General features: G+C 35.1%; 14 protein-coding genes and 1 tRNA gene. 2 read left to right on the forward strand and 13 right to left on the reverse strand.

What is annotated here, in order from left to right:
- Positions 1–14 precede the first annotated feature (14 nt).
- The 11 genes from JGH11_RS06915 to dut form a co-directional block, all read right to left on the reverse strand.
- Entirely contained in the window at positions 15–1400 is a 1386-nt protein-coding gene (locus JGH11_RS06915) for a DUF6242 domain-containing protein (RefSeq protein WP_201110843.1), read from the reverse strand.
- Positions 1401–1477: 77 nt separating this feature from the next.
- Positions 1478–2545, reverse strand: a complete 1068-nt coding sequence (ribD, locus tag JGH11_RS06920) for a bifunctional diaminohydroxyphosphoribosylaminopyrimidine deaminase/5-amino-6-(5-phosphoribosylamino)uracil reductase RibD (RefSeq protein ID WP_201110844.1) — start codon at positions 2543–2545, stop codon at positions 1478–1480.
- A gap of 76 nt (positions 2546–2621) precedes the next feature.
- Positions 2622–2999 carry a RidA family protein gene (locus JGH11_RS06925; protein ID WP_201110845.1) on the reverse strand — a complete coding sequence of 126 codons (378 nt, stop codon included), beginning with the start codon at positions 2997–2999 and terminating at the stop codon, positions 2622–2624.
- Between the two features lie 23 nt (positions 3000–3022).
- On the reverse strand, positions 3023–3763 hold the full coding sequence (gene rlmB, locus JGH11_RS06930) for a 23S rRNA (guanosine(2251)-2'-O)-methyltransferase RlmB (RefSeq protein ID WP_201110846.1): 741 nt from the start codon (positions 3761–3763) through the stop codon (positions 3023–3025).
- Between the two features lie 21 nt (positions 3764–3784).
- A complete protein-coding gene (locus JGH11_RS06935; RefSeq protein ID WP_201110847.1) occupies positions 3785–5449 on the reverse strand; it encodes an amino acid permease in 1665 nt (554 codons plus the stop codon).
- Between the two features lie 6 nt (positions 5450–5455).
- Positions 5456–6388: a GNAT family N-acetyltransferase gene (locus JGH11_RS06940; protein WP_201110848.1), complete on the reverse strand. Its 933-nt coding sequence runs from the start codon at positions 6386–6388 to the stop codon at positions 5456–5458.
- On the reverse strand, positions 6378–7253 hold the full coding sequence (locus JGH11_RS06945) for an FdtA/QdtA family cupin domain-containing protein (protein WP_201110849.1): 876 nt from the start codon (positions 7251–7253) through the stop codon (positions 6378–6380). Before JGH11_RS06945 ends, JGH11_RS06940 begins: the two co-directional genes overlap by 11 nt.
- Before the next feature lie 12 nt (positions 7254–7265).
- Positions 7266–8537: a murein hydrolase activator EnvC gene (locus JGH11_RS06950; protein WP_201110850.1), complete on the reverse strand. Its 1272-nt coding sequence runs from the start codon at positions 8535–8537 to the stop codon at positions 7266–7268.
- Entirely contained in the window at positions 8534–9379 is an 846-nt protein-coding gene (locus JGH11_RS06955; RefSeq protein WP_201110851.1) for a DUF4292 domain-containing protein, read from the reverse strand. The genes JGH11_RS06950 and JGH11_RS06955 overlap by 4 nt, the downstream gene beginning before the upstream one ends.
- A complete protein-coding gene (locus JGH11_RS06960; RefSeq protein WP_201110852.1) occupies positions 9379–11133 on the reverse strand; it encodes a tetratricopeptide repeat protein in 1755 nt (584 codons plus the stop codon). Before JGH11_RS06960 ends, JGH11_RS06955 begins: the two co-directional genes overlap by 1 nt.
- A gap of 16 nt (positions 11134–11149) precedes the next feature.
- Entirely contained in the window at positions 11150–11581 is a 432-nt protein-coding gene (gene dut, locus JGH11_RS06965; protein WP_201110853.1) for a dUTP diphosphatase, read from the reverse strand.
- A 206-nt stretch (positions 11582–11787) separates the two neighbouring features.
- On the opposite strand from dut, the gene JGH11_RS06970 reads away from it, so the two are divergent.
- Both JGH11_RS06970 and JGH11_RS06975 read left to right on the forward strand, forming a co-directional pair.
- Positions 11788–11865, forward strand: a tRNA-Val gene (locus tag JGH11_RS06970).
- 286 nt (positions 11866–12151) lie between these two features.
- Positions 12152–13372, forward strand: a complete 1221-nt coding sequence (locus JGH11_RS06975) for a site-specific integrase (RefSeq protein ID WP_201110854.1) — start codon at positions 12152–12154, stop codon at positions 13370–13372.
- A gap of 207 nt (positions 13373–13579) precedes the next feature.
- Here the strand turns inward: JGH11_RS06975 and JGH11_RS06980 are convergent, their stop codons facing one another.
- Positions 13580–14329: a LytTR family DNA-binding domain-containing protein gene (locus JGH11_RS06980; protein ID WP_201110855.1), complete on the reverse strand. Its 750-nt coding sequence runs from the start codon at positions 14327–14329 to the stop codon at positions 13580–13582.
- A gap of 3 nt (positions 14330–14332) precedes the next feature.
- The coding region (locus tag JGH11_RS06985) for a sensor histidine kinase (protein WP_201110856.1) at positions 14333–15348 on the reverse strand (1016 nt) is incomplete at its 5' end.

Genomic DNA, 15348 nt, shown 5'->3' on the forward strand with positions numbered 1-15348 from the left:
ATCCGAACTTAACCCTAATTCTTTGGATTAAGTTTATTTAATCGGCCCCTCCATACAAACTGTACGGACGCTCCTCCCACATCTTTGATTCCGCCGAATATCCAGATGTAATTATCTTCATCAACAATGATTGATTGTTTAGAAGCTTTAGGTATTTTAGAGTCTAATATTTCTTTGTTTGGCGCAACTATCCATTTAGATCCATAGCTGGCTGATTTGTAAAATTGATTCTCGACTAAGGCAAATAGATAACCATCATATAAGAATGTAACAATACCATTTTTGAGTTTGAATGGTACGTCTTTCTTTTGATTTGAAGCAATACGTAATGCTTTATTATCATCAAGCTGAACTGACCAAGTTAGATTATTCCCATCGGAACCTCCGGTAGCTGCAAGAATACAATTATTTATATTATTCCTGTCGTAGTTTGTAACAGAAGTAAAATCAGAAATAGGGAAATCCCCATTTACATTTCCTGCTACAGGACTTTCTTCGTATATAAGGTTATCCATATCGGATGTTCTTGCAAAATAAGTTCCATCAGATTTCTCTGCAACAACCAGAAGCACATCATTTACAGGGTTTGTAGTAGGTAATACACCGACTATATTGATAATATTTTCATTTTTCTGACTCCAATTCAACCCGTTTTTATCTGCAACATAAGCTTTTTTATCACTATCTACAGCATAAAAGTGATTATTAAAATAGGTAATACTCTCCAGCTTTATTTTAGCAGCATCTAATCCATTTATACTCACCCTCGAATTATAAGCAGTCGATTTGTCAGCTGTATGAAGATAAAGCTTATTATCAGAATCTATAGAGAATGTATAAAAAGTCTTATTATCTACCAGAAGCGTCTTCTGTCTCTTTATAGTTGCTGGTTGTTCTAAAGCCTTTATTTCTTCCCAGACCAAGGTATCAGGATCTACTTTATGAATGCGTAAATCAATCGAATATTCTATAGCATCAGCAGTGGACCCGTTTGCCGGTATTACTCTAATTTTTGGAATTCTCGAAAAATCGACAGAATCAGTGCCATTCCAATCCGCTATACTATCTGGCTGTGAATATATGACTTGAAGTTTACTGGGACTGGATGATCCAAATCCGAGACTGACATAAACATTCCTTAGAGAAGTCTTGTAAGGCAAAGAATCTGTATTGTAAATTGATGCTTTAAACTGATCTATAGAAAATCTGGTTTTAGCCATGACCGGATAGTTTACAGTATCCTCTTTTGTATACGGTTTGGCAGATAACTTAAAACTATAAATTTGAGCATCACTTGATGCACTGGTGGTGGTATAGTCGGTCGAGTCAGAGTTACATGAACTCAGTCCGTAGGCTATAAAGATGGCGAATAGCAACTTAGTAATTTGCTTCAATTTCATTAGTTTAAACAGATTAATTCAATATCAATGTGCAAAAATAGAAAGAATTTCGGCTTACACGTCAATAAATCTAATATTTATAAAATTTTATACTTATCCAAACGGCTCAAATGTACTTGTTCGGACGCCCCCCAATTACGCTTTTCGAGGATATGTCCATTTATTGCGGGGGCCCTTACCCCTTTACCAAAACTGATACTCGATGTCTCTATATACGCTTCATCCCATAGCTGCCGATTTATAAAACCTTGTAATAATTCCGAACCACCTTCTACCAGTATAGAACTGATCTTTCGGGATTTTAGTATAGCAAGAATCGTATTAAATAGATTTTCATCAAATTTTATTCGTATAGGGACTATTTTTTCAATAATGTCAGGAAAATTTTCTTCTTCTGTAAAAACGATGGTTTCTACCTCACCATCAAATAAACGGTAATCAGAAGGAATCCTGGCTTGTCTATCAAGGACTACTCTGACAGGATTCTTTCCATACCAAAAACGAGTTGTCAATGAAGGATTGTCATTAACAGCAGTATTAGTCCCAATCATGATAGCCGAAACCTCTGCTCTTTTTTTATGTACCAGTATTCGAGAAAACTCATTTGAGATTAGTGTTGGCTGAGGCTTCTTATTTTCGCATCTTTCTTTGTCAATGAAACCGTCTTTAGTTTGTGCCCATTTTAAATATATATAAGGACGGTTCTCATATTGGCTGGTAAAAAACTCTTTATTGAGTTCCAACGCCTCTTTTTCTAATACACTCAATATTACCTCTATGCCTGCGTCCTCCATCATCTTTATACCCTTTCCCGATACGGCTGGGTATGGATCGAGACATGCAACTACGACACGTGGGATTCCACTATCTATAATTAACTGCGCACATGGTGGAGTTTTCCCATGATGAGCGCATGGCTCAAGTGAAACATAGATAGTAGAATCATGTAATAATGATTTATCCTTGACACTATTTATTGCATTTACCTCAGCATGAGATTCTCCGTATTGACGATGATAGCCCTCTCCTATGATTTTATTATCGTGTACTACAACTGCCCCCACCATAGGATTAGGACTTACAAAGCCTCTCCCGTTCTGAGACAGTTGCAGACAGCGATACATGTATTTTTTATCAACAATCATTTTTCTGAGTTTCTACAAAAGAGAAACGCAATAATTAAAAGTATATTTTATTTTAACTATTTTTTAAGAGGCTGAATTATCGGGCTGCGATAACTTCTATTTCAACCATTGCCCCCTTAGGTAGATCTCTTACAGCAAAAGCTGAACGGGCTGGAAATGTTCCCGAAAATTGAGTTGCATAAACCTCGTTCATTCCTGCAAAATGCGCAATATCGTTTAACAAAACGGTTGTTTTCACAATATTATCTGTCGTTAACCCAGCTTCAGCAAGGATAGCTTTAATATTTTCGAAAGATTGTGCAGTCTGCTCTTTTATACCACCCTGAGGAAAATCTCCAGTAGCCGGATCAACAGGTAATTGGCCTGATATAAAAACCATGCCGTTCACTTCTATTGCCTGACTATATGGGCCAATTGCTGCCGGAGCATTATTTGTTGCGATTACTTTTTTCATTGATTCTACTTTTAAATTTTTATTTATCTCAAGTTCTTTTGACGAATTACTTCATAAATTAGTACCCCCGTTGCCACTGATACATTCAGCGAACCAATTGTCCCGAATTGGGGAATTTTCACAAGATTATCGGCGATCCTCAAATTATCATTTGAGACTCCCATATCTTCCGCCCCCATAACAAAAGCTATCGGACCTTTATAATCAATATCTGTATATAAGTCTGCTCCTCGTTCACTCGCTGCAACCACCTTGACACCGCTATTCTTTAAAAATTGTATTGCCGATGTTAGGTTCGGCTCTTTACAAACCGGTATTTTCAACAAGGCCCCAGCAGAAGTCTTTACTGCATCTGCATTTACAGTCACGCTTCCCTTTGCCGGAATAACAATAGCATTTACTCCTGCAACCTCACATGTACGAGCGATAGCACCAAAATTACGAACATCGGTAATTCCATCAAGAACCAATATAAATGGATCTTTCCCATTTTCGTATAAAAAAGGGATAATATCTTCTATTCTTTCGTAAGTAATAGCAGAAAGAAATGCAATTACACCTTGGTGATTCTTACGGGTAAATCTATCCAATCGTTCATTTGGAACACGTTGTATTGAAATGTTATGCTGTTTTAGCAAAGAGAACAGTTCTTTAAACAAATCTCCTTGCAATTCACGTTTGACAATTACTTTGTCTATTTCTTTTCCGGCTTCAATAGCTTCAATAACAGCACGAATACCGAAAATCATTTCCTTTTCTTTCATTCTTTTCTATTTGTTTATATTTTACTGCGCTTGTTTTTGCAAGGCGAGTTTACTTTTATGATACCCATATCCGAAATATACTACAAGTCCTATAGCAAGCCAGATTGTAAACATCACCCAATTTGACCAGCCTAACTCTGTCATGAGATATAAGTTAGTAAGAATTCCCATCACAGGAAGCAGAGAGAATTTATACTTAAATGCAGCGACAGAAATCCCCAACCATACTATCCAGAAGACAATCAACAAGGGCTTTTCCAGTATTACACTCCTATAATCGGTTTTACTAACGAACAAATATACAGCAACTGCAAGTAAAATAAAAATGATATACTGTCCATTTATATATGGAACCTTAAATTTTGCTTTTTTACTATCACCTTTGTGATCGAGAAATAATACTCCCGAACATACCAATATGAAGGCAAAGAATGTACCTACACTAGTCAGGTCCACAACAAATTGCATATCGAGAAAGAGAGATGGCACACAAACAACTATACCTGCAATAAGGGTAGAAAAGGCCGGTGTTTTATACTTTGGATGAATTTTTCCAAATTTTGGCCACAATAAGCCATCCCTACTCATATTCATCCATATGCGAGGTTGTCCTATCTGAAATACGAGAATCGCACTGGTAATTGCGATGATAGCTGTTGCAGATACCACCCCGGCTACAAAATCCATATCAACAACCTGAAAAACGTAGGCCAACGGATCATCTACACCAAGCTGCTTGTAATCAACCATCCCCGTAAGCACGAGCGCTATAGCCACATATAGAATAGTACAAATACCGAGACAATAAAGCATTGCTCGAGGCATATCCCGTTGAGGGTTTTTACTTTCTTCTGCTGTCGTAGAGATAGAGTCAAATCCTATAAATGCAAAAAATACAGCAGCAACCCCACCTAATACTCCTTGTATACCATTAGGTGCGAATGGCGACCAATTTTCGGGCTTTACAAAGAATGCTCCAACACCGATGACCAAAAGAATGATACCTATTTTGAGATAAACCAAAAGATTGTTTACCATTTTAGATTCTTTAATACCAAGAAAAACCAGAAATGTAAGAGCGATAACAACTAGTCCGGCAGGAGCGTTAATAAGCACCTTTAGCCCAAAAATTTCCGGAGCATTTTGATATGTTTGGGCGGCTTTCAACACATGATATGGCAAATCGGCATTCCCTTCTTGGATCAGATTATAGGCCTTACTTGCTGTTGAGTAACCTATTGCCAACCAATCAGGCCACATGATTCCAAAGCCATCTAGTAGAGTGGTAAAATATTCGGACCACGAAATAGCAATAACCATATTAGATACTGCATATTCTAATATTAACGCCCAACCTATAATCCAAGCAAATATTTCGCCCAGCGAAACATAAGTATAGGTATATGCACTACCGCTAACAGAAATCATAGATGCAAACTGAGCATAACATAATGCGGTAAACACACAGGCTATAGCAACAAAGACAAAAAGTAAAGATACGGCAGGACCTCCGTGGAAGGAAGCTCGTCCAATAGTACTGAAGATGCCTGCTCCTATTATGGCCGCAATACCTAAAAGAGTTAAATCCTTAACTCCCAAGACTCTTTTCATACCTGCTCCTATAGAATCGGTTTCACGAGAAATACTATCTAAGTTTTTTTTACGAAAAAAAGAATTTGGATTCATTAAATATTATAAATCTATTGTATAAGTGTCATACACGATACCTCTGGCACCAAACCCCTCCTTTTGATGAATAAGATTTTCATTAAGATAGAGCCCGTTATTTTCAGTAGAAATACCGTAATCGAAATATGTTTTGTGAGAATATGTATTTACAATGTGATCTATCACTAAATCTACAGCACCATGTTTTTTCCCGTCTTTGGTAGCAGCAATATACTGTACATGAACAATATATTCCATTTCAAATATCAGACATCCGCTAACAGGTACATCATTTCTATCAAAAGCTAAGAATAAATGTATTTCATTCGGAAATTTTTCTTTCAGATACGAAATTTCAGATAGAGAATGCACGGGTTGAGTACTATATTTTTCTTCCAAATTATTGGAAAGTATTTTCCAGAACAATGCTAAATCATTGGATTTTATGACTGTAAGCCCATTATTTAGGGCTTTCTTTAAACCCCTCGTCCGACGTTTATCATATTTGATGCCATTCGAATAAAATATAGTTGAAGATATGCTTCGTGTAGAAAGAGAAGCTTTGTAGCGAAACAAAACATACAAATCTTCTTCGGAGGGTGCTTTGTGATAGATATGAGGAACAGCCTTATATATCATCTTTTTAATTCCCTGATTACGAAGTGTTACTGTAAGATGCTCAAATATTGTTAAAACATCTGTACTGGTAATTTCTTCACTCATTATTAAGCCCCCATAAGTGAGGCCTTGATGGCTATAAAAGATCTTTTCACTGATATGACCGGGCATAACCGCTATTAACTTATTCTTAGTATAGAAAAGAAAAGAATGATCAGGAAAACGATGGGAATGATATTCCATAAAATCGCGGCAGAATAGAAATGTCCCATTCTTAGAACTCCGCACAAAGGCGTCCCATTTCTTTTTATATTCAGCTGTATAAATTCTAATATCCATTTTGACGATATTTCTTAAAATCAGAATATGTATTTATATAATCTTCCGATTTATATTTTTCTGATGCTAAAGCTAAACATATGGCTCCTGAAGAATATTCTTTTTCTGTTGCCCATACTCCCGGAGGAATATACAATCCGATCATAGGATTATTAAGTAATACCGTTCTTTTATTTGTTCCATCATCCAATTCCACTTCGAAACTACCACTCGTTGCAATCAGAACCTCATGACAATATTTATGTGCATGCATACCTCTCTTTACCCCCGAAGGAATATCATAAATATAAAATATTCGTTCTATAGCGAAAGGTATATTTTGATTGCTGTGAACAGGGGTAATATTTCCAGCTCTATTTTTAATAATCGGAAACTCTAAAAGAGTACAATCGAAAACAGTATTGTATTGCGAGGCGGAATCTTCTTCTATACATTTCGAAGGCGGAAAAGTATTATACATGGCATCACTAAGCGACAATTTCTGAAATATCTTATAGTTACGTATATAATCTTCTTCATTATAGGCTTCGGATGCAATAACCAAGCATAAAGAATTTGTAGAAAAATTAGTTAAACTACGCCACATCATATTTGGAATGTACAAACCCTTATATGAACGGTTCAGGGAATATGTCCTTTGCTCTTTTCCATCATCCAGCAATACATCGAAACTACCTGAGAGCGCTATAATGACCTCGTGCTGTGACTTGAAAGCATGACTTCCTCTCGTTTGTCCCCCAGGAACATCATATATCCAATACACACGTGATATAGAGAATGGTACATGGCTATCTGCCTCAATAAAAGAGAGATTTCCCCGCCTGTCTATAACTTTGGGCAAATCAATAAGCCGCTCTCTTCTCATAATTTAAAAGTTTTATCTGAGCCAAGGTTCAGGGTTTAGTTTATTTGTTCCCTGCCAAAGCTGAAAATGGATCTGTGAGAACCCTGTATCAGGATCGGTATATACTTTCCCCAACGATTGTCCTGTTTTCACCTTGTCACCTTGCCTGACATAAATGTTCTGTATATTCCCATAAAAAGTATAGTAATTGCCATGACGAATAATAATACAAGTATTATATCCCGGAATAGCTGCCACATAAGTAACTTCTCCATTAAAGACTGATTTAGCTTCGGCTCCAGACTGAGACTGAATATCCAACCCGCTGCTTGATGTAGTTACAAACTTGCTATGCTGATGTGATCCAAATCGAGTTGTTATTGTATAATTTCCTGTTATAGGATATGGTAATTTACCTCTATTAGATGCAAAATTGTTAGATAATACGACATTTTCTGAACTCACAGGCGCTGTAGTAGACGAAGGCTTTCTCACATCGGGTTTCGCTTTTGCCGCTTTATTTCCTTTTGCTGCTTCCGCACGCGCCTTTTCTTCTGCGATTCGTTTGGCCTCACGCTCTTGCCGTGCAACTTCTTCTGCTATTAATTTAGCGATTTGCCTATCAAGAGCCTCGGCTTGTTGTCGTTTTTGAGTGAGTATCTTCTGTAGTTCTTTTTGTTTTTTCTGAGCTTCTCCGACTTCTTGCTGATAATTAGTTTCCTCTTGCTTGAGATTTGCTTGTTCTGTAGTACGCTGTCCAAGCAGTACCACCTTCTCTGTTTTGGCTTTTAGTAAAGCTGTTTTTCGTTCTTTTAGTTTTGTACTCTGTTCTTTTATTTCACTTGCCTGTCCACTCCTCCAGTCGGAATAGTCTTTAAGATAACGTAGTCTCCGATACGATTCGGTCAAAGATTTTCCAGACAGCACAAATAACATTTTATTCTCGCTTTGTCTATTTGCCAGCATTCCATCAATGGCCTTAGCATAATTCTTTTGTTTATTTTTAAGTTCTGCTTCCAATACAACAATTTCAGCTTCTATCCGTTTTTGTTCCTCATCCAAACCTGTTATTTCCTGCCCTAACAGGTTCAATACTTTTTGACGGGAAAATATTTGATTCGAGATTAGCTGTATTCTAGCTAGTAAAGTATTTGTATTTTTTTTTGTGTCTCGCAACAACTTATCTGTATTTGATATTTCCTGCAATGCATTTTTTCTTTGCTGCTCAAGTTCTTTAATTTTAAGTGTTTGAGCAAAAGAAGATATACTTATAAATAATATGCATAGGAAAACCAGTATTCTCATTTTCTCTTTATATATGTATTCATTAAATCCGAGATGTCTACTTTTGTATATTTAGTAGAAATAGAATTATCTATATTAACACCTTTATCTATTTCCAGCTTATCATAATTGATATTTACATCCAAACGTTTCTTTTCTATATCAATTTTGGCTTCCATTTTAGTAGGATATATAAAGCTATTATCCTTAACAAACTCATTATACGACCACTGTAAGGTAATATTCTGTTTGTCATTATAAATTAAAGTTGAAGCGATATGATTAGAAGCATCAACTGCAAAATTATATGATAAATTTCCTTTTCCTTTGGCCTTAAGTAGATAAACATTGTTAGCTGACGAAATGTTGTATTTACTAAAATCTTTTTTTTCAACTTCTCGGTTTCCCGGAATAAACAGCTTATTGGTAAATAAAGACTGAAGATTATAAAAATTGAAATCAAAATTAGAAATAACCTTTGAGTCACTAAATCGTTCAGCTACATATTGCTTCTTTAAACGATCTATTATTATAATACTATCAGGCGTAAATGTTATACGCATAGCCTCTCCTCCAAGAATAGGTATGCGAACCGAAGCTTGCAATATACTGTCTTTTATCATTTTGAATACAGCCGGAACTTTCTGAGAAGAACTACCCGCTTTGAATTCTATACTTCCTTTTGTTGATATCGTTTTATATTCAATCTCAGAAGATAGAGCATCCTCTAGTATCTGTATATGTGATTTCTTTTCAAGCGTACCTTCTGTTGCTATTGTTTTCTTCGATTTACAACTGCCCATGAAGAATAAAGCAGACATAATTAAAATAAATGCAACCGTCTTTCCTGTATATAGTCTCATTATTTAGCAATATAAGTTTTTGTTTCTATCTTTTTATCGAGAGTTTTAGATTTGCTATCTCCTTTTTCTTTGGCCTTTATCCAATACTCCAATGCTTTTTCAGCATCGCCTGTTTTAAATAAAACATCACCATAGTGCTCAAACACCTCAGCACTAATATCCTGTTTTTTCTCTTCACTATATTTTATCGCATTCTCAATATATATCTTTGAGATAGTGTAAGCTCCTTGTTCAAACAAAACCCATCCATATGTATCCAAATAAGTAGGGTTAGATGGCTCGGCTTTAACTGTAATACTACTCATCTTTTCAGCCTTATCAAGATTTTTTCTAGCCAAAGATAGATAATAGCTATAGTTATTAAGAATCCCCAAATTATTAGGGTCATAAGATAAAGCCTTTTCATAAGTGATAAATGCACTATCTGACTTTTGTAATTGGTGATATAAATCACCTATTTGTCCATAGAAATTAGCTAACAGACCAACATTGTTTTCATCCACATACTCCACCCCCTTTAGCAAGGTATCCAAAGCATCATTATAATTTTCTTTAAGATATTCTGACACTCCTAGATAAAAATAAAATTGAGGTTGCTCTGGTATATATGAAATAGCTTCATTACATACTTTTATTGATAAATCCAGACTATCCGGGAATGTAGTACTAAGCATTTGCTCCCATCCGATGGGATTTGTAGGATTCGCTTCAGCAAAGAGTTGATATTGAAAACGGGCTTCATCTTTCTTATTCTGTATAGACAATAGATTTCCGTACATCAAGTTTAATTTGGGCTCTTGAGGGTGCTGTATCATGAGTGTATCAAAAAGAACATTTGCCGTTTGAGTATCTTTTTGAGTACGTTGCAATGTTCCCACATATTGAGCTAAAATAGACAACTTGGTATCAATATCCATTTTAGGGCTTAATAACGCAATTTGAAGTTCTTGTTCCGCTGCTGCTTTATTTTTGGTTTGTTCATAATATTCTGCCATTGATGAGATTAAATAAGGGTCATCCGGATCAATAGATTTAGCCTTACTATAAACCATAAATGCTTCGTTGGTTTTTCCCGTTTGCAAATATAAATCACCAAGCAGTATCTGATACTTTATTTCAGTAGGATACTTATCTATATATTTTTGAATCTCAGCAAAGGCCTTTTTTTCTTGATTCATTAAAGTATACAACTGGTATTTTTGAAGGCTTATTTTTTCGTTCAGTCCTACTATTTGCTCTAGCTTATCGAGTGCAGAAATAGCGCCTTTTAAGTTTCCATCCAACCGATATGATTCAGATAGATATACATACAATTCAGTATTATCTGGATTTTTTGAAACAAGTTTCTCAAATTGTTCTATGGCATCACTATATTGCTTAAATTCTAAACACATAGAAGCATACGCCATATTGTAGTAATAATTATCACCATCGTAATTTGCAGCCTTACGATAATGATCTAAAGCTTTATTTTTACTATCAACGGAATTAAAATAATTTCCTAATTCATATAAAACATTTGCGTTTGTCGAATCTAGTGCAATACAATGCTTAAGATAATCGTATACATCATCATATTTATTTGCGGCTTTGGCATTCATCGCTTCGTAAAAATAATAATCGAACTTGCGACCATTATCAAAAAGTGTATTATCTATTTGAGAAGATGTACTTTTTGATCCTTGAGCAAAGATTGATGAAGTAGTTGCTAAAACAAGTGATATTATGCAAACAGTACGTATCTTTTTGTACATATATTTCTTTTATTTATTATTTTCCTGTATGACCAAAGCCACCGGCACCGCGTTCGGTTTCATCTATTGTTTCAACCTTAACCCAAGTCACTTGTTCATGCGACGCTATTACCATTTGGCAAATACGCTCACCATCATTTATAACAAAATCTTCGTTAGACAGGTTAACTAAAATAACGCGAATTTCACCACGATAGTCTGCATCAATTGTTCCTGGAGAATTCAACACAGTCAACCCATGTTTGAATGCAAGTCCACTACGAGGCCGAATCTGAGCTTCATATCCTTGCGGTAACTCAATAAATAATCCGGTCGGGATAAGTGTACGCTCAAGAGGCTTTAATGTCACCGACTCTGTAATATTTGCCCTAAGATCTACTCCGGCTGAATATGGTGTTGCATATTCAGGCAGTGGATGATGTGATTTATTTATAATTTTTACGTCCATATACGAAATCCGATTTGTTATTGCTGCGAAATTAGTTAAATCTTTGCAATCTATTCTTCTAATTGATGAAAATTAAGATTTTAAAATATTTTGAGCCACTTTGAAATAAAATAATTTTCAAAAAAACGTTTCAAATATTTTGTAGTATTAAAAAAAGCTATATCTTTGCATCGCATTTGAGAGAAAATGCAACCCTAAAATAAAAGGGGCGTTTAGCTCAGCTGGTTCAGAGCATCTGCCTTACAAGCAGAGGGTCGGCGGTTCGAATCCGTCAACGCCCACCAAACGGCAAAAAGGTCAAAAGCCACAAAATGCCAAACAAAGACATAAAGTCTGTTAGTCAGTAGATTAGCAGACTTTTTTCTTTTTCACCGAAGCCAAGAAAAGACACTAAAAGACAGCAGTAAAGTGAAAAATAAGTGAACAGAAATTTCAACTTCGTTTTGTTCACTTTCCGTTAATTTATTCGCTGGTTTTAAGAGACTTACAATGACCTAACTTGGCTTTATTCGGGGTGCTAAAACTCTAAGCGATAGTCAATAATTTTGTCGAATCGTAAAATTTTGAGTTATGAACAGTACTTATCGAATCCTTTTTCTGACTAGGAAAAGAGTAAATAGCAACGGATTAGCCTCTATCAGTGTTAGAATTTCTATCAGTGGAGACAAGGCAGAGTTCAGTTCCTTACAATTTGTTAAACCCGAAATGTGGAGTCAGACAGGTCGTGCAATGGGCAGAACCAAAGAGGCTACAACAATCAATGATGCTTTAGATAAAATAACTATTGCCTTAGATAAGCACTATAAAGCCATTCTTGAAAATGACGGCTATGTGACAGCCGACAAACTCCGTGACACCTACTTAGGTAAAGAGATACGAAAAAACACGGTTCTAGCTTTATACGACATGAAGGTAGAGCAGAAAAGAAGTCTAGTTGGAAAAACAATCCGAAATACAACTCTATCGAAATATTTAGCAACACGAAAACGTGTAGCCGATTTTATCCTGCACAAATACAAAAAAGAAGATCTGCCCATTCGGAGTGTAGATTTTCAGTTCGTCACTGATTATGAAGTTTATCTGAAATCTGTTTGCGATTGCGGTCATAACTCAACAGTTAAACATTTACGATATTTAAAGCAAATTATAACCAACGCTCTAAAGAATAGGTATATTACTCATGATCCTTTCGATGAACTGGCTCTATCATATAAGCCAGTCAAGAAACAATTCTTAATAGAACCTGAACTTAAGAAACTTCTATCAAAACAATTTGATTCTGAAAGATTAGAAGAAGTTAGAGATATTTTTGCTTTCCAATGTTTTACTGGCATTGCTTATATAGATGTTACGAACCTGACTACTGATAATATATATGAAGACGGCTTCGGACAAAAATGGTTACGCTTGAATAGACAAAAATCAGACGTAGAAGCCAATATCCCATTGTTGGAAGTTCCTTTAAGTATTATCCGTAAATACAGAAGATTGGGAAGTGATAAACTTCTCCCCTTACACAGTAATCAAAAGATGAATGAATATTTGAAGGAAATTGCTACGCTGTGTGGCATCAATAAGAAGCTGACTACGCATTGTGGCAGACATACATTTTCGACCATTATGCTGACCAAAGGGGTGTCAATAGAAAGTGTTTCTAAAATGCTCGGTCATACGAACATTACCACAACTCAAATTTACGCCAAGATATTGAATGAGAAAATCTATGTCGAGGTAAATAAAGTCAGAAGCGAATTTGATGCTTTTCAAGAGTATTATAAACAAGCGAAGTAAGTTTTCTTCTCATCTGAACACGAAGATATAAGCAAGAGAATAACTAAATCAAGGTCAAGCCCTTCGGGTTTGTACAAATAATCTTCCAAGTCTACGACTAGCGTATTATTTGACAAAACCTTGCTTCTGTTATTCTCTTTTTAAATGGGTGGTTTATCAGATGTAAAGAAAAAATGATATTCAAGATTTGGAATCATTTTGTTTGTGCTACTTACTTGCAAGCTTTTGATATACAATAGAATTCAGAAAATCAACTCTTCTGTCTTTTGATATGGGTAATTCCATTTTATTAACAAATAATCTCCCTCCTAAGACCTTTTCAATATGATTAGTGTTGACTAAATATGATCTGTGGATTCTATAAAAATATTTTTTAGGAAGAATTGCTTCTAAGGAGTTCATCGTTTGATGTATAATCAATGATTTATCTTTAAAATACAGCTTTAAATAGTTTTGCATTCCTTCAATATATAAAATATCTTCCCAATTAATTTGTTGGAAGGCATCTGCTTGCCTTATATACAGATTGGTCTTTGGGTTTTCTGGATTATCCAATAATAGTTGTGTCTGGAATATATTCCGTGCTTTTTGAACGGCTTGGAAAAAGCGTTGAAAAGCGATTGGCTTTAACAAGTAATCAACGACATTTAATCGATACCCATCTAAAGCGTATTCAGAATAGGCTGTAGTTAATATTGTCAAAGGTGCTTGTTCCAATGATTCCAGAAAATCGAGCCCTGAAAGGTAAGGCATATTTATATCAAGAAACATCAAGTCTATTTCTTTCTTCTTAAGCACCTCGGCAGCTTCTATAGCAGAAGAACATGTATATTCAAGGGCTAAAAAGCTTATTTGTTTTATGTTGCTAATCGTATCTTTAATAGCAAACAACTCATCATCAACTATAAGGCACTTCAATGGAGGACTGTCTGTCTCTTTTAAAAAAATATTTGCCATATTCTACATTTGAATTACAAGTTTCGTTTTGTATATAGTATCAGTGTCCTCTATTAACAAGCTGTATTTATTAGGAAATAAAATATCCAATCGGTTCTTTAAATTTCCTAAACCAAGACCAGTATTAGCTTTTGTTACTACAGGTAAAGTAGATTTTGAATTTTCTATCTCCAAAGAAATTATGTTTTTATCTTGCTCAAAGTATAAATTTATATAACCTCTTTCATTTGGGAGACGAGAAACATGTTTAAAAGCATTCTCTATTAATGTAATTAATAATAGAGGGGGAATACGCATTTGAGTATTCTCTATTTTCCAAAAACACTTTATTTCTATCTTGTCCTCCCAACGCATTTTTTCAATAGCTATAAATTTTTTCAGGAATTGAATATCTTCTTCTAAACTGACAAAATCTTTTTTACCACTATACAATTGATATCTAAGTATATCCGAGTAATCAAGTAGCAATGGAGATGCTATATCATCCTTTTTTTTGACAAAATAATGTATGTGATTTAACACATTAAACATAAAATGAGGATTAATTTGTGCTTGGAGAGCGTATAATTGAGATTCTAAGTGTGCTTTCTCTAATTTTATGTGTTCGTGATAAAATCGCAAACCGACAAAAGCCAGATTAATAATTATACATGCCGGTATCTGATTTTTCAAGTCTGATAGGAAAGAGTCATCTATAGAAAAAAGTTTTGAAGGAAGGAAAATCCCTAGTTGTTCTAATTGTCTGAATGCATAAAGAATCAAAGACATCATTATAGCCTGAACGAATGCCAGAATAATAAATTCGCACCAAAATAGATTCATTCTTTTTCTTCTGATTGCTTTTGGTAGCAAATAATTAGTAGAAATACTATTTACTGTGAAAATAGCGGAAAACATACAAAGAGTGATTAAGATTGCTTCAATCAATGGGGCTTGGCTGGAAACCTGATACCACAGTATTAAAACAATTAACACCCATACGACTCCGATGAATCTTTTATAACCTTTCAAAATATAAT

This window comes from Dysgonomonas sp. Marseille-P4677, from assembly GCF_016652235.1.
In the GTDB taxonomy this organism is placed as follows: domain Bacteria; phylum Bacteroidota; class Bacteroidia; order Bacteroidales; family Dysgonomonadaceae; genus Dysgonomonas.